The following is a 23,242-nucleotide window of genomic DNA, read 5'->3' as shown; positions in this document are numbered from 1 at the left end:
CGTTGGGGGGACAGGCAGGGAGGTCAGCCGGCCACGGCGGCCGTGAGCGGTACGTCGCGCATCTTGCGCAGCGGCGAGAACACCACGAACAGGGCGGCGCTCCACATGCCCGTCGCACACACCCACAGCGTGGCCCTGAGCCCGACCCCGGTGGCGAGCGTGCCGCCGAACAGGGCGCCGAGCGGGATGACTCCGTAGGCGATCCACAGATAGACGGCACCGACCCGGCTCAGCAGCTCCGGCGGGCAGACGATTTGCCGGTAGGACAGGGAGGCGACGTTGAACAGGGTGCTGTTGGCCGACAGGGCGGCCAGCCCCACCGCGTACAGGGCGACCCCCCAGCCCGACGAGGACAGCGGCATCAGGAAGTACAGCGGTCCCGGCAGCAGCATGGAGACCCAGATGACGCGTGCGCTGCCCACCCGTCCGGCGATCTGCCGGGCGAAGATCCCGGTGAGCAGCCCGCCGACGGAACCGGCGGTGAAGACGAGGCCGACGGCCGTCGCGGAGGCGTGCAGCTCGCGCAGCATGAAGGTGACCGCGATCGCGTTGGTCGCCGTCACGAAGAAGTTGGACACGCTGGTGCAGATCAGCAGCTTGCGCAGGATCGGCTGGTGGCGGACGAAGGTGAGGCCCTCGCCCACCGCGGCCTTGAACGGCACCCGGGCGGAGGCGCCCTTCGCGGTCCGCCCGGCCGCCGGCACCCGCATCAGCCCGAGGGACAGGGCGCTGAGCGCATAGGTGAGGACGTTGGCGAAGAGCGCGCGCGAGGTGCCGACCAGGCCGATCAGCGCACCGCCGAGCCCGGGGCCTGTCAGCTCGGCGAGCGATTCGACGATGCCGAGCTTGCCGTTGCCGTCGACGAGCTGAGAACCCCTCACCAGCCTCGGCAGCTGGCTGCGGTAGGCGACGGTGAACTGCACGGTGAGCACCCCCGAGACGCCGACGACCGCGTACAGGTACCACAGGCTGAGCCCGCCGCCGAGCGCGACCAGCGGCACGGAGAGGATCAGCAGCAGCCGGGCGACATCACAGAAGATCATGATCCAGCGCTGGTCGAGCCGGTCCGCGAGCACACCCGCCGGCAGCGAGAACAGCAGATACGGCAGCCAGCCGAGCGAGGTCAGCAGCGACACCTGGAACGCGCTGGCGTGCAGGGTCTCCAGGGCCAGGAGCGGCAGGACGACCATCGCTATGCGCGGGCCCAGCGTGCCCGCCCCCTGGCCGCCCCACAACAGCATGAAGTTCCTGTTGCGCCAGAGCGAGGTTTCCTTCGCGGGGGCTGCGGCGCGCTGCGCCGACGCCTGGTGCGTCATGTGTCGTCCTGCCTTGCTCCGTGTGCGGTTCCCTCGGGTCCCTCGTACGTCCTACAGTGCCCAGCCGCCCGTACCGGTCCTACCCGACGGGCCGGAACTACCGCTGAACTGCCGGTTCCACGTCGCTTCGCGGCGACGTTCACGACGCGACGGCCCCCGGGGCCAGCGAGGCCGCGGGCGTCCGCAGATAGGTGCGGATGACGTTGAGCACCGTGAACCGGACGCGGTTGTCACCGGCCGGGGCGACCTTCATGATCAGCCCGCTCTGGAGCAACGCGTGCACCGCACGGGCCACTTGCACGCGCGGCATGCCGATGCCGCAGACCACCTTCTCCACGGTCCACGAACCGGGCCAGTCCGCGAGCCGCTCCAACAGGTCCCGGTAGAACCGGGGCTGGGCCGCCACCGCGTCCCGTACCGTCGCCGCCCCGTCCGTGAGGTCGCCCGGGTGCGTGGCCAGCAGGTGCGGTTCGTCGCGGGCCATGGCCACGACCTCTTCGGTCGAGACGATCGTGAACCAGGAGGCGGCCGCCTCAAGCGCCCTCGGCAGGCCGTCGAGACGGCTGCAGATCTCCGCGCAGTCGGCCAGCGTGGCCGCGTCGAGGGCGAACCCGGGCTGGAGGTCGGTGATCAGGTCGAGCAGCAGCGCCACCGCCGGCGAGGCGGCGATCTCCGACTGCGCGGCGGGGGGCACCACGACGGGGAGCGGCCGCAGCGCGAGCCGGTAGTCGTCCGGGGCGCCCTGCGGGGTGCGGGCCGTCTCCAGGATGCGCAGGTTCGGACATTCGCGGATGAGCGTCCACATGGTCTGCCGCCGTACCTGCCCGGCGTCGTTGCCGTCGAGCACGAGCAGCACGGCCCGGTCACCGATCAGCCGGAGCAACTGCTCGACACCGCCGGTCCCTTGCGTCAGCATCGCCTCAAGACCGGTGTACGGGGCTTCGTGGCGGCACTCCGCATGGCCGGGGGCCTCCGGTCCTGCGATCCCGTGCGGTCCTGCGATCCCGTGCGGACCTGTGGTCCCGTGCGGACCTGTGGTCCGGTACGGCGCTGTGGCCTCGTACGCCGCTGTGGTCTCGTACGGTGCCGTGGTCTCGGGCCGCAGGGAAACCCACAGTGTGGGTACGCCGTTGAGGGAACGCAGCATCTGCGCCACCGCGTCGGCCAGGCGCGTCTTGCCGACCCCGCCGAACCCGGTGATGGAGGTGATGCGTTCGTGCTCGCCCTGTACGCGCCTGACGATCGTGTCGACCTCCCACTCCCGCCCCTGGAGGGGACGGGCCGCGGCCGCGGACGTCAGGGTCAGCGTGTCGAACAGGGCGTCACCGGCCTCGCATCCGGCGGCGGTTTCGAAGGACACCCGCTCCTGGGCGGTCAGCCGCAGGGCGTCGGCCAGCAGCCGCACCGTGTCCCGGCGCGGGGCCGCCACCAGCCCCTGCTCAAGATTGCGGACGGCCCGCACGCTCACAGTGGAGAGGCCGGAGACTTCGATTTGAGTGAGCCTGCGGCGCTCCCGGTATTTACGCAGCTGTTGCCCGAATTCTTCACCGTTGGCTGCGACAATCATCGCGAATCGCTCCGTGGGGGTCTATACCGATGGGAATACCGAACGGTCCGTCAATTCCCATCAATGACTGAGGGCTTCATCGTGAGTGGATGACGGCCCAAAAGGTCTCATGGCCTGCTTGTGGCGGCCGAGGAGACGAAACCCGAGCGAACCGTGGTGTGTTCCCCCGAAGTACATCCCTGTTTGCCCAACTGATAGAAAAATCTAGGTAATACGCGATCCCTTCGGGCAAGTTCACACGGACGGGCGGGCCGGACGAGAGACGACTATAAGGGCCGCTGACCTGGTCTTGGCTAGGGCTTTTATAGGCGGTCGGGAGAGAGATGGGACACGCAGGGAAAGCACTGTCATCGGTATTTCGGGGGGTCTGGCCGATTCCGCCCCTTCTGACAGAGAGACGACCGCTGTCACCGATTGAATTCGGCCAACCTGGAATACGCGCGGTACGACGGACGGCGTGCGCGACCTGACGAGCGCCAGGAACCGGCCATCGGAGGCCGGTTGCGGGACCACCGACGCCCGCCGCGGCCACGGCGAAGGCCCGGGGCTACGGGCCGCTACCTGTCCGCGCTACCTGCCCGGCGGCGGCCCGTACCCCCGGGCCCCCACACAACCGGTCCCGAACTGCCCGTCATCTACCGCTCGTTCTGCCGCCTGGACCGAATCCACCGCTCCTAGAGTGGCCGCAGATATTCCATGCTGTCCGTGCCGCAGGGGTGCGCAGGACGGGCGGGAAGTTGCTGGAAAGGCCAGACCACAACAGCTATTCGGCTGGGCGACGCAATGGCCGGTCTCTTCGAGGTGGGTGCAATTTGAACAGCTCGCATTACACGCAGTCCTTGCCCTTTGTCACGGGTGTCGCCGTCCAGCGCTACCTGAGCGGAGAGGAAGGGCTGGCCGCGGCCCAGGAAGAGGGCTGCAGCCACTGGTACATCGACGCCAGCCTGATGTCGGACATGCCGCACAACTGGTCTGCCGACCGCAGCCGCAACCTGGTCGCGGCAGCCGCCGACCGTGGCCTCTCACCCATTCTGCACGGCAACTTCCGGGCCCCGCTGGCCTCCGAGATCCCCGAAGTACGGGCAGCCTCCCTGCAATACGTACGCAGCGAGATCGACCTCGCGGCACGCCTCGAAGCGACGTCCCTGGTCATACACGGCGGCGCCTTCGTCGAACCCCGCCCGACGAAGGCGCACCGGGACGCCGCCCTGGAGCGCTTCCTCACCCTGCTCGGCGAGGTCGTGCGCGAAGCGACCGAGAAGGGGGTCGAGGTCTGGCTGGAAAACCTCTCCTACTACCCGAAGTTCCGGCCGTTCTCGTACGTCTTCACCCGCGAGGCCGACTTCGAGGTGGCGCTGTCGGCGCTGCCCGACATCAAGTTCATCCTGGACGTCGGCCACGCGAACGTGAACCAGGAAGCAGCCGTGCCGACCTTCGAGGCGTACTCCTCGTCGATCGCCGCGCTCTCGCTGAGCAACAACAGCGGCGACCAGGACGCCCATCTCGCCCTGGACGAGGGCACCTTGTCGATCCGTCAGATCACCGACGCGATCCGGGCCGGTGACTGGAAGGGCATCATCGCCTTCGAGACGCGCAACGAGAGCGTCGACTCGGGCATCAACTACCTGACCAAGATCTGGCAGTCCGCCAACCCGCCGAGCGTGGTCGGTTGAACCGCCGAGGGTGAGCAGCCGTACGCCGGCGTCCGGCCAGGGTGCCCGGCGTGCAGTCGGCGCGGATCGGCTCAGCGGCCCCGGCGGGAGTTGAGCCGGGCGGCCTGGCGCGTCAGGTGGTCGCGCTCGGCGAGGTTGGGTGCCTTGTGGGCCGCCTCGGCGTACAGCCGTGCCGCCGTCGACAGGTCGCCGTCGCGCTCGTGGAGGTACGCCGCAGCCGCGGTGTGACGGGGCAGGGAGTCCGCCAGCGCCGCGAGCGCCTTCAGCCCGGCGCGCGGTCCGTCGGCCTCGCCGACGGCCACCGCACGGTTGAGCCGGACGACCGGGCTGTCGGTCAGCCGCACGAGCTCGTCGTACCACTCGACGATCTGCACCCAGTCGGTCTCCCCGGCGGTGGGCGCGTCGGCGTGCAGGGCGGCGATGGCGGCCTGGGCCTGGAACTCGCCCAGCCGGTCGCGGGCGAGAGCCGCCTGCAGGACGACGACACCCTCGGCGATCGCCCCGGTGTCCCACCCGCCGCGGTCCTGCTCGGCGAGCGGCACCAGGCTCCCGTCGGGCGCGGTCCGGGTGGCGCGCCTGGCGTGGTGGAGCAGCATGAGGGCGAGCAGCCCCGCCACCTCGGGGTGGTCGACCTGGGCCGCGAGCTGCCGGGTGAGCCGGATGGCCTCGGCGGCGAGGTCGACGTCGCCGGAGTACCCCTCGTTGAAGACCAGGTAGAGGACGCGCAGCACGGTGGCGACGTCGCCTGGCCGGTCGAACCGCACCCCGGAGACGGTGCGCTTGGCCCGGCTGATGCGCTGCGCCATGGTCGCTTCCGGTACGAGGTAGGCCGCAGCGATCTGACGGGTGGTCAGTCCGCCGACGGCGCGCAGGGTGAGCGCGACCGCGGACGACGGTGTCAGGGACGGGTGGGTGCACAGGAAGTAGAGCTGGAGCGTGTCGTCGACGGCGGGCGCGGGCTCGGGCACCGGCTCCTCGTCGACGCGGTCCTCGCGCCGGCGGCGGGCGGCGTCCGCCCGGGTCGCGTCGAGGAACTTGCGCCAGGCCACGGTGACCAGCCAGCCCTTCGCATCCCGTGGCGCCTCGGCCGGCCAGAGACGGACCGCCTCGACGAGCGCGTCCTGAACGGCGTCCTCGGCCGCCGCGAAGTCGGCTCCGCGGCGGACGAGGACGGCGAGCACGCTCGGTGTGAGGCTGCGCAGCAGGGCCTCGTCCATCGATGAGGTCACTCCGTGATGGTGGGCGGCTCGACCAGGAACGGACGCAGTTCGAGCCACTCGTGGATCGGCTCCCCGCCCGCACCGGGCGCGGCCGACAGCTCCCCGGCCAGCTCGACGGCGCGCTCGTAGCTGTCCACGTCGATCACCATCCAGCCGGCGATGAGGTCCTTGGTCTCGGCGAACGGTCCGTCGGTGACCGGCGGACGGCCCTCGCCGTCGTACCGGACCCACGTCCCTTCGGGGGCGAGCGCCTGACCGTCGATGAACTCGCCAGACTTCTCCAGCCGGGCCGCGAAGTCGTTCATGTACTGGATGTGGTCCGAGATCTCCTGCGGCGTCCACTCGGCCATGGGTACGTCATTGGCCGGGGCCGGGGCGCCGCGGTAGTGCTTGAGCAGCAGGTACTTGGCCATCGTGATTCTCCTCGGTACTGGTGCGACCCATTGTGGCCGCCTTCACCCCAGGGACGGAGCCAGTCACGGGTTCTCGACATCGCCGTCGACTTTTTCTTGGGCTCTTCCGGTTTTTCCTTCTTGGGCTCTTCGACGGGGCGGGCCCGGCCGGCGTGGCGGTGGCGCCGCGGCGCAGGGCCGTGCCGGGCGTCGGCCGGATGCAGCACGTACGCCCTGCACCCCTTTTCGCCGCTCAGCCGATCCGCCGATCCGCCGGTACAGCGCGGTCAGTGCGCCGAGCACACCTTTGCTTGCTCCTGCGACGACTGGCCGAAAAGCAGTCCTTGCCGGACGTCCGGCCAACTTCACATAATCCAGCAGCGCGTTGACGAGCACATGCCATCACTGCGTCGGTGTGTGCGCTCCTCGTGTCCTTCCGGCTCCGCCCCCCACGAAAGGCACTCCGTTGAAGAACGTACTCATGGCCCTCAAGAGATCCGCTGTCATAGGCGCCGTCGCCCTCGCCGCCGTCAGCCTCCAGCCCGCCGGGGCCTCCGCGGGCCCCACCCCCAGTCCTCAGCCCGTCGTAGGAGGAACGCGCGCCGCCCAGGGTGAGTTCCCGTTCATGGTCCGGCTCTCGATGGGCTGCGGCGGCGCGCTCTACGCCAAGGACATCGTCCTGACCGCCGCCCACTGTGTGGACGGATCCGGCAACAACACCAGCATCACCGCCACCGGCGGTGTCGTGGACCTCCAGAGTTCGAGCGCGATCAAGGTCAAGTCCACCAAGGTCCTCCAGGCCCCCGGCTACAACGGCAGCGGCAAGGACTGGGCCCTCATCAAGCTCGCCAAGCCGATCAACCAGCCCACGCTGAAGATCGCCACCAACACGGCGTACAACTCGGGGACCTTCACGGTCGCCGGCTGGGGCGCCAACCGTGAGGGCGGCGCCCAGCAGCGCTACCTCCTCAAGGCGCAGGTGCCGTTCGTCTCCGACGCCTCGTGCAAGTCCTCGTACAGCGACCTGATCCCCGGCGAGGAGATCTGCGCCGGGTACGCGCAGGGCGGCACCGACACCTGCCAGGGCGACTCGGGCGGCCCGATGTTCCGCAAGGACAACGCGGGCGCGTGGATCCAGGTCGGCATCGTGAGCTGGGGCAACGGGTGCGCGCGGCCGAACTACCCGGGCGTGTACACGGAGGTCTCCACGTTCGCGTCGGCGATCGCCAGCGCGGCGTCAACCCTGTAGCTCCGCGAGCCAGGGCGGGGAGGGGCGCGTGTGCGCAGGCCGGTGGGTGCTGCCGCCCGGCCTGCGACGAAGCCCCCTCCCCGCCCCTCCACCTCCCGGTTCAGCGAGCGAACTTCTCGACGGCGGCCGGCGTGACGGGGGTGAAGAAGTTGACGAGGTTGCCGTCGGGGTCACGGAACAGGAGCGCACGGTTCCCCCAGGGCATCGTGGTGGGCTCGTTGACGAAGTCCTCGACGAAGCCGCTCAGATTCTCGTAAACGCTGTCCACGTCGTCGACGAGGAATTCGAGGATGACGCTGTGGTTGTCGGCCGGGCGGGCGGAGCCGGGCGCGAAGAGAGGGACGGTGCGGGTACTGCCGATCGCGAGGGTGGCGGAACCGGTCCTGATTTCGGCGAAGTCCTCGTTGGCCCAGGCGGCAGATGTCTTCGTGGCGCGCTCGTAGAAATCAACGAGGCGTGCGACGTCGCCCGTGATGATGCGGAGGGAAACGAAGTCCATGGGTTTTCTCCTCTGATCTGCCCTGTCGGTGGATACGACCGCACGCTACGACCCATACCGGACGGAACCCGCCCGGTATTCGCGGGAGACTTTTCAGGCACGCCGAACCTGCCAGCCGGGGCCTCCCCCGATCGAGGGAGCACTTTCTCCCGCCTTTCCGCGATGCGCGTACGCGGCCCCGGAAGCCAGGATCGTGCCCTGACCTGTGGACGGGAGTACGGCTGATGGCCAACGTCCCGCGCCCCCAAGGGCGGAAGGGCCAGCCAGCCTCTACCCAGCAAGGACGAGCACCACTGTGCGACACACCCGCATTGCATCCGTCATGGCCGTCGGCGCCGTGGCAACTCTCCTTTCGGCACTCACACCTGCAACGGCCCCTTCCGCATCCGCGGCTTCCGAGGCCTCCGCGGCCAAGGACCCTCTGCAGCAGTACACGCAACAGACACCACGGTGGCAGCGCTGCGACGCGGAGAACCCCGCCACCTTTCAGTGCGCGACGCTCAAGGTGCCGCTGGACTACAGCGATCCCGGAGGCAAGAAGACCGACATCGCGATATCCCGGCTGAGGGCAGGCAGTGTGAAGGAGCGTCGCGGTGTTCTGCTGCTCAACCCGGGCGGCCCCGGCGGGCCGGGGCTGAATCTGCCGGTCGGACCGGAGCTGAGCCTCTCCCCGGCGGTGAAGAGGCAGTACGACCTCATCGGATTCGACCCGAGGGGTGTCGGGCAGAGCTCCCCCGTCGGCTGCGGACTGACGGGCGAGGAGCGGGACGCGGAGCCCGCGTACCGGGCCGAGACCTACCCGAAGGACGTGCGACGGGCACGCGCGGTGGCCGCCAAGTGCCGGGCCCGGGAGGGCGACAGGCTGCGGCACCTCACCACCCGCAACACCGCACGCGACATGGACGTCATCCGTGCCGTGCTGGGCGAGGAGAAGATCTCCTACCTCGGCTTCTCGTACGGCACCTACCTCGGCGCCGTCTACACGCAGATGTTCCCCCGGCGCGCCGACCGGTTCGTACTGGACAGTGCGGTGGACCCGGCGCAGTACGGGCGGGGCATGTTCCTGAGCATGGCGAAGGCGACCGAGCCCGCCTTCGTGCGGTGGAGCGCGTGGACCGCCAGGCGGCACGCGACGTACCACCTGGGCCGCACCCCGGCCGAGGTCCGCAAGACCTTCTGGGACCTGGTCGTCCGGGCCGACCGCAGGCCCATCGACGACAATGGGACTCCCGTCACCGGGGACGGTATCCGCGCCGGGCGCGCCACGTTCTTCCGCGTCAGGAAGGCCGCCGAATGGGTAGCCGGGCTGAAGCGGGCGGCCGGGGGCGCGAAGCCGAACCCGTCCGGCACGCACAGGGCGGCCCCGGCCACGGTCCCAGCCCCGGCCCCCGGCTCGGCCCCAGGTTCGGCGTTCGCCCGTGCCGTTCCCCCGGACAACGAGGCCGCGAGCGCCTGGGCCGTCCTGTGCGCCGACACCCGCGCATCGTGGCCGCGCGAGCCCGAGCGGTACCGCGGTGACGCCATCCGCGACAGGGCCCGGTATCCGCTGTACGGCGACTTCGCGTCCACCATCAAGCCGTGCGCCTTCTGGACGCCGGGCAGCGAGCCCGCGACCACGGTGGACCACAGCAGCAGAGTGCTGATCGTGCAGAACGAGTGGGACTCCCAGACACCCCTGGCCACCGCCCGCGGCATGCACCGGGCCCTGCGCGGCTCCCGGATGGTCACCGTCGCCGGAGGAGAGGGGCACATCGTCCACGGCACCAACTCCTGTGCGGACAGGAGCGCCACGGTCTACCTGACCACGGGCAGGCTCCCCGCCGGAGACCTGACCTGCCGAGCGTCTGCCGGGCGGTAGGCAAAATCCCGCATCGGCCACCGTTCGTCGACGGGCGGGCACCGAGTGAGAAGGCCTTGTCCGTCGGACGGAAGCCGCAGGCGCCGAAGCGGAAGGCCCGTAGCGCGGGTTCGAAGGCGGCGTACAGCCACTCGCAGCGCGACGCACGCGCGCGGGCCGCCGCCGGACGGGCGACGGCTGTGGCGATACAGCGATACAGCGATACAGCGATTCGGGGATACGGGGATACGGGGATACGGGGATACGGATACGAGCCCGGGTCTTGGTGTCGTGCCGCGAGGCGCGTGGTCTCCACCGTCCCGGGCCACGTTCACGAAAGCACCAGCACCACCGGACTGATGAGTCAAGGGGGGACCCCCCTTCCCAGCTACTTGCTCCACCAGGTATCTTGCATCGCATGGAACCAGGTGATTCGACCAAGCAGGCTCGGGCAGCCGCCCAGCTGCGCAAGGGCGTCCTGGAGTACTGCGTACTCGCCCTGATGCGGGACCGCCCCCGCTACGGCGTGGAACTCCTCCACGCCCTGGAGGACTCGGGTGCCCTGGCCACCAGCCAGGGCACGGTCTACCCGCTGCTCTCCCGGCTCCGCCGCGACGACCTGGTCACCACCACCTGGCAGGAGTCCGCCTCCGGACCGCCCCGTCGCTACTACGCGCTCACCGACAGCGGCCGGGCCGCGCTCGACGAGTTCACCCGCGTCTGGCCCGGCTTCCGCAACGCCGTCGACACCTTCCTGACCACCCCACACCCCCCACACCCCCCACTTCCCCCCACCGGAGACCCCGCATGAAGACCTCTGCCGATCCCGTACGCGACTACCTGTCCACCGTCGAGCGCGAGGCCTCCGCGCTCCCCGCCGACCGTCGCCAGGAACTCCTCGCCGACCTCGCCGAACACATCGAGGTGACGCGCGCCGAACGCCCCGCCGCCCCGATCGGCGAGGTGCTGGCGGAGCTGGGAGACCCCCGTACGATCGCAGCGACGGCGCTGGCCGAGGCGGGGAACGGGGCCGCCGGGGCCCCGGCCAGGAGCGGTGTCGGTGAACCCGCCCGGCGCGGCAAGGTGCACCCCCTGGTCCCGCTCCTGATGCTCACCCTTTCGATGCTCTTCATCGTGGTCTTCCCCGAAAGCCCCGGTCCCCTATTCGGCGTTCTGTTCCGCATCACAGGCGCGGTGCTTCTCTGCACATCAGTGCGCTGGACCGCCGTCCAGAAGACAGCAGGCGTACTGCTCGCCGTCGTCGTGCCGAGCGTCGTCATCGTCACCTCGAACCTGTCCAGCGTCGGCCCGGCGGCCGGCACCCCGGCCCTCCTGGCCAACCTGGCGATGCTCGCCCTGATGGTCGGCACGGCAGTCTGGCTCTGGCGGGTCCGCCGCGCCTGAGCCGCGCCTGAGATGTTGCCGGGCAGGGCGGTGTGCCCGCCGAGCGCAGAGTTTCCTTGCGCGGGCCGGCGCCGTTACCAGCGCGTCGCGGTGAAGTCGACGGGGCGGGGGCGGAGTTCCCGGGTACGTGCCGTCAGCTGCCGCAGGCGTCGGGCCATGTCGTCGCTGGGGAGGTGCCGGCGGTCGCCGTGGCCCGGCAGCAGCCACTCGAAGCGCAGCCGGTGGGCGGTCCTAGTCAGTGAGGCGGCCAGTTCCTCGATGGAGTACCAGGTGACGTTGTCGGCCACCTCGATGTCCGCTGTCGTGCGTGACCAGTAGAAGCTGTCGCCGCTGAAGCAGTACCGCTCGTCCGCGAGGTAGAGCACGCTGCCCCGTGTGTGTCCGGGAAGGGGGAAGGCCATCATCCCTTCGGCGATCTCCACCGGGTCGGTGCCACGGAGCACTCGGTCGGCGTCCGGGGCGGCATCGAGGTCACCCTCGTGGATCCATAACCGGGCGCCGAAACGATCGGCGTAGCGACGGCCGTGCGCGGCGTGGTCGCGGTGGGTGAGCAGGACGTCGGTGACGGGGCCCAGTGCCTCGTAGCGCGCGGCCAGCGAAGTGCTCCAGCGCGGGGTGTCCACCATCATCGCGGTGCCGTCGGCGCGGTGCACCAGGTAGGAGTTGGCCCCTGCGGTGTGCGGGGAATTGTGCCCGCACAGGTGCACGGTGGCGTCCAGTGCCAGCGGGAAGGGGTCCAGGTCCGCATCGAGCCGCCCGGTCGGGGGACGAATCGACCGGGTCGGACAGGCGTGCGCAGCGGTGTGGAGCTGCTGGATCTCGGTCTGGTTCCGCGGCTGTCGCAGGACGACCGCGCGGCCGTCGGCCTCACCGATCAGACCGGGGGCGAGCTGCCGGGCGACGTCGCAGTTCATGCAGCGCTCGTCCACCCGCCAGCCGGCCTCGAACCGTTCGTCACCCATGGTCCACTCCCTTTCGCACTGCGCCCGCCGACCGGCCGCTCGTTCTCAGGGGTATCGCGCGCCGGGCGAAAAGTGGAAGGGGGTACGGATCTTGTGCTTGCGCCACCGCCCTGTTCTGAGGGGAGTTTTAAGGGCGCATATCCACATTTTCCCGCAGCCTGGTCAGGCGACTTCCCAGGCCGCTTCGATCATCCGGAAGATCTCGTCCACGGCGGCCTGCGGGTCGTCCGCCTCGCGGGCCAGCGCATAGGCCTCGGCCACGAACCTCGCGATCGTCCGGCAGGCCGTTGCGCTCCTGGACAGGTCGGGATCGGCGGCGATTGCCGTTGCCAGTGACTCCGCATGGCGCAGCCGCATCGACTCCTCGTACTCCCGCAGGGCACGTGACTCTTCGATCATGCGGTAGATCGGAGCGGAGCCGTCCGCCGTGCAGTGCCGGACCATGGCCAGGATTTCGCGGCGCAGTGCGGGGATGAGCGGTTCGTGCGGTGCCCGGTCGGTGACGGCCTGCGTGAGGCGTTGTTCGAAGTTGTCGTCCTGCTCGAAGACCAGGGCCTCTTTCGAGGCGAAGTGGGAGAAGAGCGTGGTGACGGCCACGTCGGCCTCGGCGGCCACGTCCCGGATGCCCACCGCGTCGTACCCGCGTTCCAGGAAGAGCTGCAGGGCGGTGTCGGCGATCTTCTGGCGGGTCGCGGCTTTCTTGCGCTCGCGGCGTCCGGTCGGCACGGTCATGGCGCTCACACTACCAAATCCAAAGATGTACCCGTTTCGAAACCCTAACCGTTAGTGCTACGGTCGGCCGCATGAAGAGAGTGAGCTTCGCCGAGTTCGGCGGTCCCGACGTTCTGCACCTCGTGAACGCCGAAGAGCCCCATGCGGGCCCCGGCCAGATACGTATCGCCGTACGGGCGGCGGGCGTGAACCCAGTCGACTGGAGGATCCGTGAAGGCCAGTTCCAGAAGGTCCGCCCGATCGAATTGCCCGCCGGAGTCGGGCAGGACGCCTCCGGAGTGGTGGACGAGGTGGGCGAGGGCGTCGACGGGGTCGAGGTCGGCGACCACGTGTTCGGACGAGGGTCGAGCACCTATGCCGAGTTCGCCGTGCTGGCGGCCTGGGCCCGTAAACCCGAGAGCCTGAGCTTCGAAGAGGCCGCCGGGTACCCCTCCGTGGTGGAGACCGCGCTGCGCATCATCCGCCAGGTCGGCGTACGGCCGGGACAGACGCTGCTGGTCAGCGGTGCGTCCGGGGGAGTCGGATCGGCGGTGCTGCAGATCGCCCGCGACCGCGGCATCACGGCGATCGGCACCGCAGGGGCCGCGAACCAGGAGTACCTGCGCGGCCTGGGTGCCCTCGCCACGACATACGGCGAGGGCTGGGTCGGGCGGGTGCGCGAGCTCGGCCAGGTCGACGCGGCGCTCGACCTCGCCGGCTCGGGTGTGATCCCCGAACTCGTCGAGCTGACCGGGGACGCGGGGAAGGTGATCTCCATCGCCGATCTCACCGCGCCGGAGTTCGGTGCCCGGTTCTCCGGCGTGACCGGCGACGTACCGCAAGCACTCGCCGAGGCCGCCGACCTTCTCTCGCGGGGACAGCTCCACATCCCGGTCGAGAAGTCCTACCCGCTCGCCGAGGCCGCGACGGCACACATGGACAGCCAGGCCGGTCACACGCGAGGACGCCGGGTCCTCACCATCTGATCAGCCCCTTCCGGCCTGGCCTGGATCGGCTCTGCTCGGCATGCTCGGCATGCTCGGCCCGGCATGGCAGGGCCCGGCCTGGCCATGGCTCGGCTGGGCCTGGCCCTGCGCGGCTCGGCCCGGCACGGCTCGGGCTGGCACGGCATTCCGTGACGTCGAAGAGCCGTTTGTCCAGCTTGCCCGTGGCGATCAGGCGTTGTGCGTCGGTGGGCAGCACCAAGGTGTGGCCCTTGGCGCGCTCCACCTTCACGGGTATGCGCTCACGGCCCTTGGCGGGCTCGAAGCCCAGCCACGGAGCGTTCGCCCCGGGCTGGCCGTCTCCACACCTCGAGGGAACCTGTTGCCGTCAGGGCGGTCACACACATCCCTCGTATCGCCTGGGGGGGGCCGCCACGCACCGATCGTCGGCCTGGCGGCCTCAGAGTTTGCGGGTCAGCGCACGCAGGCCTGACTCCAGCGGTCCGTAACGCAGTGCGGTGCGGGCGAAGCAGCGCTGCCAGACCCAGCAGCCGACCACCGCCGTCACGCAGAACCACGCCAGCTTGACCCAGCCGTCCGGGCCGTGGACGAAATTCGAGATCGCGAACGCGTGGACGACGTAGACCGACAGGGCCATGGTTCCGGTCACGGCCAGCGGATTCAGCACGGTGGCCAGCGGGCGGAGGCGGACGACGAACAGGCACAGTCCGATCACGGCCGCGCCCACGCCCGCGTTCGCCAGGGTCTCGAACGGCGTCTGGCTGTACGGCTCGGAGAGCAGCAGCCAGTGCCAGTCGGTCGAGGGGATCGCGCCGATCTGCCGGGCGAGGACGGACACGATCGGATCGGGCCTGTCCACCGCCCAGGCATGGTGCCGGGCTATGCCTTCGAGGAGTGCCTGCCTGCCGCCGCCGTGTTCCACCGCCCACCAGGAGATTCCGTGACCGGCGACCGCGGCCGCTGCTCCCCAGAGGGTCATCCGGAGTACGGGCCGGGTGCGGTGGACGTCCACCAGCCTGCCGAGGGCGAGACCCACGAGTACGTAAGGGAAATAGGTGAGGAACGGGTACCCGCCGGTGACCAGCAGCTTGTCGAAGAAGTTGAACGTGCCCGACCACGTGGTGAAGTCGGACAGCGCGGGAGTGCCGCCGCGTCCGGACGCCCAGTGGCCGGTCAGCGGCCCGATCACGTACGAGAGGAGCGGACCCAGGACGACTCCGGCCGCCGCACAGGCGGTGAGGACGGCGGGGCGCAGCCGGGTGAAGGGCTCCGCGGCCAGGAAGTACGCCGCGTAGAAGGTGAGGATGATCAGTACGCCCGGCTGCGTGGTGAGGAGGAGACCCACCAGCGCCATGACGGCGCAGCGCACCGCGACGGCCCGGATGCCGCCCGGGTCGCGGCGCGGTTGAAGGCCGCCTCGCGCCAGGGCGAGCGAGAAGCCCGCTATCAGGGTGAAGACGGCCGGGGCCCGGCCGTTGGCCGCGACCATCAGCCAACCCGCGCCCGAGGGCACGGGGTTCGGGCCCACGTGCGCCGCAAACATGGCGAGCACGGCCACGGCGCGCGCCAGGTCCACGCCGAGGAGACGGCGTGGGGCGACGGGGGCCGTGGCGGCTGGTGCGGGTGCGGATATGAGGGGTTCGGGTCTGGTGGTGGGCCCGGCCATTGTCACGTGAGGCTCATGGATTCTTGTCGGCGGCAGGTGGACGAGCGCCGTGTGGTGTCGGCGTTCATATAACCCTACTGATCCGCTCCAGTGGACAGGGTGATTCCGGCCGGGCGGTACGGGGCGCCGCCGGTGGGGATCCGGGGGCGGCCTGCCCCCCCGCCACGGGGATCGGGCTCCGGCGTGCGAGCCGACGCACGGCCGTGGGAGGCTGCGTAACACCCCGGGAAGGAGTGTGTCGCGCGTCACATTGCGGGGCGGCTGGCCTCAACTCCGCGCCCCTTTAGGCGTGTTGACGCGGCACGGCCGGGTGAAGAGTGGCTGTTCAGCAGGTGTTCGGGAGGCCGTTGTGGGGTGCCGGGGCGGAGCGGACACCGCGGTGGCGCGTTCCGGCCGGTCCGGTACGGGGTGAAGAAGTCCGGGTGGGCGTTGCACAGTCCGGGTCCAGGATCGGTCTTGTGAGGCGGAGGCGCACAACGGCGCATCCCGGGACCGTCGAGGGGGCGCGGTCCCGCCCGGCGCACACAGAGGAGTCTGCACGCTCGTGACGATGGAGCACGTGGAAGAGATGGTCATGGCAGCACTCGTGGTGCGGGTGTTCGGCCGTGACGTGATCGTGTGGTCCCGGCGCATAGCCGCCGCCGGAGTACGCGCCGGCATCAGCGAAATGCACCGCTCCGACCTGGAGCGGGGGCAGGAATGACCAGAGAGCAGCACCCAAGCCCCCGCCCGTACGGAGTCAGGCCGCCGATGACCAAACTCCCGGTGGACTTCAGCGCGTTCCACCAGATGCACCGGGCGGCCTACATCCGCTACGCGGAGACCGTGCTGAACAACCGGGCAGACGCCGAGGAAGCGGTCGACGCCGCCTTCGAGCGGCTGCTGAGGGCCTGGCCCTCCGTCCTCAGCTCGGAAAACCCCGACGGGTACGCCTGGCGGGCCCTGCGCAACATCACCATCGACACCGGCAAGGCCCGCAACCGGCGCCCGGTCCTGCTGGACATGGCCGCCTTCCGGACCGAGGCGCTGCTCAAGGCCGTCGACCCGATCGGCCAGCTCGAAGAGAGCCTCAACCTCTTCTGCCACATCCGCCGGCTGCCCCCGCGCCAGATGGACGTGGTCCTCCTCCTGCACGCACACGGCATGACCAACCAGCAGGTCGCCGCCGAACTCGGCATAACCCCCGCGAGTGTGCGCTCCAACGCCCGCCACGCCGTACGCCGGCTGCGCCAGCTCCTCGCACTCGACACCGACACCGACACCGACACCGAAAGGACCGCTGGATGACCCCCCGCATAGAGAACCTCCTCGACCGCGCCCGCCTCACCGCCCGCCCCTATCCGCAGAGCGACATCGCCGCCGCCGAGATCCGTCTCGCCGCCCGGCTCGGCGTCGGCGCTGCCGTTTCCCCGGTGCCGCCCGAACCTCAGGGGTGCGCGGAGCGCCCGGAAGGCGACGCGGCACGCGATCTGCGCCTCCTCTGCGAGGCGGTCGCCGGGCACGCCGGGGCCCTCACCGAACTGGAGGAGTTCGTCACCGGCGTCCTGCCCGCCCCGGCCGGAGCGAGGGTGCTGGGCTGTCTGCTGCACCTGGCCGACCAGGAGGAAGCGGCCCGGTTCTGGTGGCAGTTCGCTGCCGGAGCGGACGACATCGCCGCCGCGTACTGCCTCTTCCTGCACCACCTGGCCCTCGGCGAGGAAGGGGCCGCCGAACTCTGGCTCGCCCAGACGGCACACCCCGCCCCCGGCGAGGACACCGTCGCCGCCGCACTGCGCATCCTGAGCCTCCTCAAGAAGGACACCCGCACGATCCCCGACCCCATCACCGCCGTCCTCACCTACATGCCCGACGCGCTCGCCTACGTCGACGACGACCTCGACCTCCCGCTCCCCAAGCCCGGCTTCACCGACCGCATCCGCCGCCTCCAGCAGACCCTGCACGCACCCGACACCGCCTCCACCACCCAGGTGGAGACGCTGCCCGAACGCACCTTCCCCCGCCCCGAGCCCGCCGAATCCGACCACATCTCCCTCGAAGTCAAGCGCGCGGAACCCGCACCCGGCGTCTCCCTCCCCACCTTCGACCTCGTCCGCGACTTCAACGCCCTGCACAGCGCCCTGCTCGGCACGCAGGGCTGACGAGGAGTTCGGCAGAGTCGGGTGACACCGGAGCGGCGCAGGCGCTCTTCGTACGGGGCGAACCGCCGCGCCTGCTCCGTGCCCGTACAAGCCTTACGGCGCATACCTCCGGCCGCCCGCCGGTCGCGCCCGGAACGCCCTCCGGTAGGCACCCGGTGTCGTACCGAGTGCCCGTACGAAGCGCCGGTGGAGGTTGGTGGCCGAGGAGAGGCCGACCCGGTGGGCGATCGCCTCCAGGGCGAGGTCGGAGGACTCCAGCAGCTCGCGGGCCGCGGTGATACGCCGGGAGAGGAGCCACTGCCCCGGGGTCGAGCCCAGCTGCTCGGTGAAACGGCGGGCGAGCGTGCGTCCGGAGACGCCGATGTGCGCCGCCAGGTCCTCGACGGAGAGGGACTCGCCGAGGCGTCCCGTCACCCACTCCAGCAGCGGAGCGAGCGAGCCGTCGATCTGCGCGGCGTGCGCAGGAGCCGCGAACTGGAGCTGCCCGCCCTCGCGGTGGGGCGGCATGACCATGCTCCGGGCCACGTGGGCGGCGTAGTCGGCGCCCTGGTCCGTACGCACCAGGTGCAGGCACAGGTCGATGCCCGCGCCGGAGCCCGCGCTCGTGGCCACGTCGCCGTGGTCCACGTACAGCACATCCGGATCGACCCGGACCGCCGGGAACCCGGCGGCCAGTTCCGCCGCCCGCGACCAGTGCGTGGTGGCGCGCCGCCCGTCCAGCAGTCCGGAGTGTGCCAGGGCGAAGGCACCGGAACAGATGCTGGCCACCCGCGCCCCCCGGTCGTGCGCGCGACGCAGGGCCGACACGATCGCGGCGGACGGCGGTTCCTCGGTGGGCAGCCACCCGGGGACCACCACGGTGTCCGCCCGGTCGATTTCCTCCAGCCCGCCGGCGACGGACATGTCGTACCCGGCGAGCGTCGGGACCTGCCCGGGATGCTCGGTGCACACGCTGAACGTGTAACGACGGGGGATCCCGGGGCGCTCGATGCCGAACACGTCCGCCGCACAGCCGAGTTCGAAGGTCGATTGGGGCGGGTGGACCAGGGCGACCACATGATGCATGGCAGGAAAGTACACCAGAATGTCATTTCTGACACTGGGCCGGAAGGCGGTGGCCGGACAGGCTGGCTCCATGACAACGAACTCCCCGCCGACCGGGTGGAACACCCCCGGCTACACCTGGTCCCACGTACGTGACGCACCCGTCCGCGAGCTCTTCCCCGGCATCCGGCTGCGCCCGCTCTGGAAGGGGGAGAACGGCGCGAACGCCCAGCTGGTGGAGCTGGATCCGGGCGCGTGCTGGCAGGGCGTGGACGTGCACGACCCGGGCCCCGAGGAAGTGTTCGTGGTGTCCGGCGTTTTCAACGACGGCGACCGCGACTACCCGGCGGGCTCCTTCCTCCACGCCCCCGCGGGCTCGTCACACATACCGCAGACGGCGACAGGGTGCACCCTGTTCGTCTTCTACCCGGAGGGATAGGGGGAAGAGGGCGGGGGCGGGCCCCGGGCCGGTGGCGGGGGCGCGCCCCCGCCACCGGCGGTCGAGCGCCCCCGCCGGCATGCCCACCGTCAACATCATCCGCAGACGCCTCGGACGCCTCGGACGCCTCATTCGCCAAGTCGTCCCCGACCTCCCCTCCGGGGGCTCTGGTAACCACCTCTCACGCCTGCTAGTTTCACCGTCCGATTGGTGAAGTCCCTTGAAACCAGGGCCACTTCGCGACGACAGGCAAGTCTCCAATCGTGGGAGGCACCATGAACAGACGCGTCACAGTGCCATTAAGTGCCTTGTTACTCCTGCTCGGAACCGCGGCGCCCGCCGTCGCGGGCGACGACAACGGCTCCGCTTCCGAGAAGACGATCTACCGGGACGACGCGGTCAGCGTTTCCTACCAACAGCTCGCGACGGACGATCCGCAGTGGAGCAAGGTGCCACGGACGCTCCGCGACACGTTGCCGAAGGGCTCCTACATCGCGCAGCTGCAGATCAAGAACGTCTCCAAGGACGACATCAACGGTTGGTCGCTGTCGTTCGAGTCGCCGGACCGGATCACGGCGACCGGGGCGGCGAAGCTGGAAGCCCGGCAGGGCATGCGTACGACGCTCCAGAACGACCCGGCGGACAAGCGGATCGAACCGGGCACGACCTCGACCCTCTGGTATCGCGCGCAGGACGGAAAGACGGCGGCGCACACGCCCGCGTGGGCGACTTTCGCGAGGAACGGGGCGCGGCCGACGAAGGACACCGACGGCGACGGACTCCCGGACGACATGGAGCAGCGCGCCAAGCTCGACCCGTCGAGCCGGGACACGGACCGGGACGGTCTGTCCGACTTCCTCGAACTCGGCACCGGCAGCAGTCCGTTGAAGCCGGACAGCGACGGTGACGGGGTCCAGGACGGCAGGGAGGACCCGGACGGCGACAAGGTGGCGAACCAGCGCGAGGTACAGCTCAGGACCTCGCTCACGCGTGCGGACACCGACGGCGACGGACTGGCCGACGGAAAGGAGCTTGCCGGGCACACGAGTCCGGTCAAGTCCGACACCGACGGCGACGGCGTGGACGACGGCCAGGAGATACGGATCGGGTCCAACCCGCGCGCCGCGGAGTCCGCCTTCGACGTGACGCGCTCCGCGAACGGCGGCGCCACCAAGGTCTCGGCCACGATCAAGGGTCTCGGCCCTCAGCAAGTGTCGACGTTCCGGATCACCGAACTTCCGGCCGGCCAGAGCCAGTTCCCGACCTCCACTCCGGGTTACCTCGGCAAGGGGTACGAGTTCGCGGTCGACGGCCGCTTCGACCGGGCGAAGATCTCCTTCACGCTCGACCCGAAGCAGACGGGACCGGATGCCAAGCCCGCCGTCTACCGCTACGACGACACGTCCCAGCGGCTGGTCAAGCTCGCGGACCAGCAGGTCGACGGTGCCACGATCACGGCCACGACCGGGAACTTCTCCAAGTACGTCGTGCTCGACAGCCGCGTCTTCGACAAGGTGTGGGACCAGACCCTCCGCAAGGGTTCCGCCCAGGCACCGGACCTGTCGAAGGACACCGACAACGACGGGCTCAGCGACTACTACGAGAACGAGATCCGGGACGGGAGCCTCCTCCAGGGCAACGGCGTGCCCGTCGGTGCGATGGACCCCAGGAACCCGGACACGGACGGCGACTCGCTGAAGGACGGCAAGGAGCTCCAGATCGTCACGGACGAGCTGTCCGGGACGAAGGGGCTGCGCTACGCCAGGCTGACCTCGAATCCGCTGAAGCGGGACACCGACGGCGACGGCACCCGGGACAGCACCGACCGGCAGCCGCTCGTCTCCGACCCGACGGACATGCTGATCCACCAGTCCCAGAACCGGGAGGGCAGGCGCAAGGAGCCCGACCCCAACAACTTCCCGGTGCCGCCGAGCCAGCAGGTCGCGGACGACCTGACGTTCAACGACTACGACTACGACGAACTGACCGACATAAGCTGGGACTTCTGGGTCGCCTCGTTCACCCCCGAGTTCCTGATGTGGGCCGAGTTCAACGACATCATGAACATCGGCAAGTTCGGCGCGGACGCCGACAACCAGCAGGCGGTGGACGACCTGCGGAACGCCTTCCGCTACGGCCACAACGGGCAGAGCGCGGGCACCGTCACCGTGGACGACAACTACGACCCCGCCAAGTACCTCCAGGTCGGCTCCGGCAGCGCCCTGTCCCGGGCGGTCGCGGCATCACCGCAGGAGAAGAGCTACATCGAGAAGGCCAAGGGGATCATCCTCCAGTCCCTCACGGAGAACCGGGGCGGAACGGCCCAGTTCCAGGTCCAGGACGACCTGAACAAGAACCTGCTGTACCAGCTGTTCAACAACAGCGGCCTGCAGTACCCGGTGTACGACTTCTCCGTCGGCGACGCCAACCAGCGTGCCCTCTCCATCGCCATCCACCAGTTCCACGGGCACACGATCCGGCTGAAGGACTACCAGGTCACCGGTAGCACGTTCTCCGGAACCCTGGTCTTCCACTCGTACGACCACTTCGGGCTCGACCCCGACGACGAGATCACCAACTACGGTTTTATCGACTGGTTTACACTCCAGCACTATGACCGGTTCGACGGGAAATACGCCCCGGCAATCGCGGTGGCGGACGTCGAAGTACCCATCAATGGTTCCTTCTGACGCCCTCGAACCGGAGCGGCGCCGACGGCGGCGCTCGCCGGGCCGGATCGTGCTCGTCACGCTGATCGTCGTGGCGGCGCTCTTCCTGGTCTGGCGGGTCGTCGTCCTCGGAGTGCTGGAGGCACATTTCGGCAGCGGGTTCGACGACCGGCGGTTCGACAAGGTGGAGACGCAGTTCGCGCACAGTCGGGCGGCCTTCGCCAAGGCCGACGCCCGGATGCGGGAGCTGGCGGCCGCCCACCCGCAGGCCGAACGGATCGGCTGGAGTCTGACGCTGATCTGCGTACGTGAGGCCGGACGGGCCGAATCCTGCAAGCAGGCGACCGCGGGGGACCGGGCGGCGTACGAGGCCCTGCGAGGCGTCGACGTGATTGTGCATCAGTCGAAAGACCCTGGGCGCACGTTCTTCCGCCTGTACGGGAACGACCCGCCGCGCTACACGATCATGCACGTGTCCGACGGTACGGACGCGGTGGCGTACGCGAAGGACCGCGGGTTCCGGGGCACCCGGTCACTGCGGCCGGGGTGGACGCTCCTCGGGCCGATCCCCGACGTGGAACGTGAGGATGATCAGTGGCAGTAGCGCTCGGACGTCTTCGGCCGGACGTCTTCGGGCGGACGTCTTCGGGCGGACCCGGGGTTTCAGTTAGGCCAAAGGGCGGCGCGGACTTCCCGGGAGACGGCGTCGTCGCCAAGGAGTTCGTTGTGGTCGAGGCAGCCGGCGGAGTGGTTGACGGCACCGGTCAGCGGCACGCTGTTGTCGGGGTTGATGACCTCGTCGCAGTTCGACCACCAGGTGGCGTAGCCCACGGCCCCGGGTGTCTCGTCGCCCTCCGCGAGCCGCTTCTGGACGTATGAGCGGGGAGTCATGTCGCGGCAGGCCTGGTCCCACAGGGCACAGGCCCACGCGGTGCTGGTGCCGTGGTTGGGGCCGGCGAGGGAGATCCAGTGCGCCACGGACGACTGGCCGGCGGGGTCGAACTTCGTGTACCAGCGGGTGACGAGGCTGCCGAAGGAGTGGGCGACGAGATCGACGCGGCTCGCTCCGGTCTGCCGCTTGACGCCCTCGACGTACGCGGCGAGTTGGCCGGACAGGACTTCGTTGACCGACCGGTGGGTGTCGTAGCCGAAGGAGAAGAGCTCGGCCTCGGTGTACCCGTCGGCCTTGAAGTCCTCGCGCAGAGCGCCCCATACGCCGGGGTCGGCGTTGTAGCCGTGGACGAAGACGACCGGGACGCGGGTGGCGTCCGCACTTCGCGCGGCTTCCTGTGCGTGGACGGTGGCGGCCGGCAGGAACAGGGACACGACGACGGCGAGCAGCGGAACGGCGATCCTGCCGCCGAACCAGGAACCGGGCTTCCCCACACTTCCCCCTACGACCTGTTACGCACGAGTAGTCAGCAGCATGGTGGGGCCTGCGGACGCGGATGAACAGCCCCGTGCACCGCTTCGCTGTCCTGCCTTGCGCAC

The 23,242-nt window shown here is 69.9% G+C and carries 22 protein-coding genes; 12 read left to right on the top strand and 10 right to left on the bottom strand.

The features are described 5' to 3' along the window. Window positions 1–23: 23 nt before the first annotated feature. Both AB0D18_RS27340 and AB0D18_RS27335 read right to left on the bottom strand, forming a co-directional pair. Entirely contained in the window at window positions 24–1,316 is a 1,293-nt protein-coding gene (locus tag AB0D18_RS27340) for an MFS transporter (RefSeq protein WP_362423879.1), read from the bottom strand. 139 nt (window positions 1,317–1,455) lie between these two features. Continuing rightward, entirely contained in the window at window positions 1,456–2,883 is a 1,428-nt protein-coding gene (locus AB0D18_RS27335; RefSeq protein ID WP_362423877.1) for a helix-turn-helix domain-containing protein, read from the bottom strand. 839 nt (window positions 2,884–3,722) lie between these two features. Here AB0D18_RS27335 and AB0D18_RS27330 point away from each other — a divergent pair. Then, window positions 3,723–4,556, top strand: coding sequence for a sugar phosphate isomerase/epimerase family protein (locus AB0D18_RS27330; RefSeq protein WP_362423875.1), 834 nt, complete (start codon window positions 3,723–3,725; stop codon window positions 4,554–4,556). Between the two features lie 71 nt (window positions 4,557–4,627). Here the strand turns inward: AB0D18_RS27330 and AB0D18_RS27325 are convergent, their stop codons facing one another. Continuing rightward, window positions 4,628–5,773, bottom strand: coding sequence for a DUF6596 domain-containing protein (locus AB0D18_RS27325; protein ID WP_362423975.1), 1,146 nt, complete (start codon window positions 5,771–5,773; stop codon window positions 4,628–4,630). Window positions 5,774–5,781: 8 nt separating this feature from the next. Beyond that, window positions 5,782–6,189 (bottom strand): YciI family protein, encoded by a 408-nt coding sequence (locus tag AB0D18_RS27320; protein ID WP_362423872.1) that lies wholly within the window; start codon window positions 6,187–6,189, stop codon window positions 5,782–5,784. 445 nt (window positions 6,190–6,634) lie between these two features. Between AB0D18_RS27320 and AB0D18_RS27315 the strand changes: the two genes are divergently transcribed. Further along, the gene (locus AB0D18_RS27315; protein ID WP_362423869.1) at window positions 6,635–7,417 is read left to right on the top strand and encodes a serine protease; all 783 of its coding nucleotides are present in this window, start codon (window positions 6,635–6,637) and stop codon (window positions 7,415–7,417) included. 100 nt (window positions 7,418–7,517) lie between these two features. On the opposite strand, the gene AB0D18_RS27310 is transcribed toward AB0D18_RS27315, so the two are convergent. After that, window positions 7,518–7,916, bottom strand: a complete 399-nt coding sequence (locus tag AB0D18_RS27310; RefSeq protein ID WP_362423866.1) for a VOC family protein — start codon at window positions 7,914–7,916, stop codon at window positions 7,518–7,520. Between the two features lie 295 nt (window positions 7,917–8,211). On the opposite strand from AB0D18_RS27310, the gene AB0D18_RS27305 reads away from it, so the two are divergent. The 3 genes from AB0D18_RS27305 (at window position 8,212) to AB0D18_RS27295 (ending at window position 11,157) form a co-directional block, all read left to right on the top strand. Next, the gene (locus AB0D18_RS27305) at window positions 8,212–9,774 is read left to right on the top strand and encodes an alpha/beta hydrolase (protein WP_362423863.1); all 1,563 of its coding nucleotides are present in this window, start codon (window positions 8,212–8,214) and stop codon (window positions 9,772–9,774) included. Window positions 9,775–10,171: 397 nt separating this feature from the next. Continuing rightward, window positions 10,172–10,564, top strand: coding sequence for a PadR family transcriptional regulator (locus tag AB0D18_RS27300; protein ID WP_362423860.1), 393 nt, complete (start codon window positions 10,172–10,174; stop codon window positions 10,562–10,564). Continuing rightward, window positions 10,561–11,157 (top strand): hypothetical protein, encoded by a 597-nt coding sequence (locus AB0D18_RS27295; RefSeq protein ID WP_362423858.1) that lies wholly within the window; start codon window positions 10,561–10,563, stop codon window positions 11,155–11,157. The genes AB0D18_RS27300 and AB0D18_RS27295 overlap by 4 nt, the downstream gene beginning before the upstream one ends. A 74-nt stretch (window positions 11,158–11,231) precedes the next feature. Here the strand turns inward: AB0D18_RS27295 and AB0D18_RS27290 are convergent, their stop codons facing one another. Continuing rightward, complete coding sequence (locus tag AB0D18_RS27290; protein WP_362423855.1) at window positions 11,232–12,119, bottom strand: MBL fold metallo-hydrolase; 888 nt, start codon at window positions 12,117–12,119, stop codon at window positions 11,232–11,234. Between the two features lie 162 nt (window positions 12,120–12,281). After that, entirely contained in the window at window positions 12,282–12,851 is a 570-nt protein-coding gene (locus AB0D18_RS27285) for a helix-turn-helix domain-containing protein (RefSeq protein WP_362423852.1), read from the bottom strand. 71 nt (window positions 12,852–12,922) lie between these two features. Between AB0D18_RS27285 and AB0D18_RS27280 the strand changes: the two genes are divergently transcribed. Continuing rightward, window positions 12,923–13,816, top strand: a complete 894-nt coding sequence (locus tag AB0D18_RS27280) for an NADP-dependent oxidoreductase (protein WP_362423849.1) — start codon at window positions 12,923–12,925, stop codon at window positions 13,814–13,816. Between the two features lie 418 nt (window positions 13,817–14,234). Here the strand turns inward: AB0D18_RS27280 and AB0D18_RS27275 are convergent, their stop codons facing one another. Continuing rightward, window positions 14,235–15,461, bottom strand: coding sequence for a DUF418 domain-containing protein (locus AB0D18_RS27275; protein ID WP_362423972.1), 1,227 nt, complete (start codon window positions 15,459–15,461; stop codon window positions 14,235–14,237). A gap of 544 nt (window positions 15,462–16,005) precedes the next feature. Between AB0D18_RS27275 and AB0D18_RS27270 the strand changes: the two genes are divergently transcribed. Genes AB0D18_RS27270 through AB0D18_RS27260 form a run of 3 tightly spaced genes read left to right on the top strand, consistent with a single transcriptional unit; the run spans window position 16,006 to window position 17,599 of the window. Further along, window positions 16,006–16,164: a hypothetical protein gene (locus AB0D18_RS27270; RefSeq protein WP_362423984.1), complete on the top strand. Its 159-nt coding sequence runs from the start codon at window positions 16,006–16,008 to the stop codon at window positions 16,162–16,164. Window positions 16,165–16,211: 47 nt separating this feature from the next. Next, entirely contained in the window at window positions 16,212–16,748 is a 537-nt protein-coding gene (locus AB0D18_RS27265) for a sigma-70 family RNA polymerase sigma factor (protein WP_362423846.1), read from the top strand. Beyond that, on the top strand, window positions 16,745–17,599 hold the full coding sequence (locus AB0D18_RS27260; RefSeq protein WP_362423843.1) for a hypothetical protein: 855 nt from the start codon (window positions 16,745–16,747) through the stop codon (window positions 17,597–17,599). Before AB0D18_RS27265 ends, AB0D18_RS27260 begins: the two co-directional genes overlap by 4 nt. A 93-nt stretch (window positions 17,600–17,692) precedes the next feature. On the opposite strand, the gene AB0D18_RS27255 is transcribed toward AB0D18_RS27260, so the two are convergent. Then, a complete protein-coding gene (locus AB0D18_RS27255) occupies window positions 17,693–18,664 on the bottom strand; it encodes a helix-turn-helix domain-containing protein (RefSeq protein WP_362423840.1) in 972 nt (323 codons plus the stop codon). Between the two features lie 70 nt (window positions 18,665–18,734). Between AB0D18_RS27255 and AB0D18_RS27250 the strand changes: the two genes are divergently transcribed. The 3 genes from AB0D18_RS27250 (at window position 18,735) to AB0D18_RS27240 (ending at window position 22,355) form a co-directional block, all read left to right on the top strand. Next, entirely contained in the window at window positions 18,735–19,082 is a 348-nt protein-coding gene (locus AB0D18_RS27250; protein ID WP_362423838.1) for a cupin domain-containing protein, read from the top strand. 275 nt (window positions 19,083–19,357) lie between these two features. Further along, window positions 19,358–21,772, top strand: a complete 2,415-nt coding sequence (locus tag AB0D18_RS27245) for a DUF3289 family protein (RefSeq protein ID WP_362423835.1) — start codon at window positions 19,358–19,360, stop codon at window positions 21,770–21,772. Then, window positions 21,759–22,355 carry a hypothetical protein gene (locus AB0D18_RS27240; protein ID WP_362423832.1) on the top strand — a complete coding sequence of 199 codons (597 nt, stop codon included), beginning with the start codon at window positions 21,759–21,761 and terminating at the stop codon, window positions 22,353–22,355. The genes AB0D18_RS27245 and AB0D18_RS27240 overlap by 14 nt, the downstream gene beginning before the upstream one ends. A 59-nt stretch (window positions 22,356–22,414) precedes the next feature. Here AB0D18_RS27240 and AB0D18_RS27235 read toward each other — a convergent pair whose 3' ends face one another. Further along, window positions 22,415–23,137, bottom strand: coding sequence for a triacylglycerol lipase (locus AB0D18_RS27235; protein ID WP_362423829.1), 723 nt, complete (start codon window positions 23,135–23,137; stop codon window positions 22,415–22,417). Between the last annotated feature and the right edge of the window lie 105 nt (window positions 23,138–23,242).

The sequence above is a fragment of the Streptomyces sp. NPDC048442 genome (assembly GCF_040651475.1).
Taxonomy (GTDB): domain Bacteria; phylum Actinomycetota; class Actinomycetes; order Streptomycetales; family Streptomycetaceae; genus Streptomyces.
The sequence above is the reverse complement of the archived record's forward strand: the minus strand, read 5'-3'. Positions and strand labels throughout refer to the sequence as shown.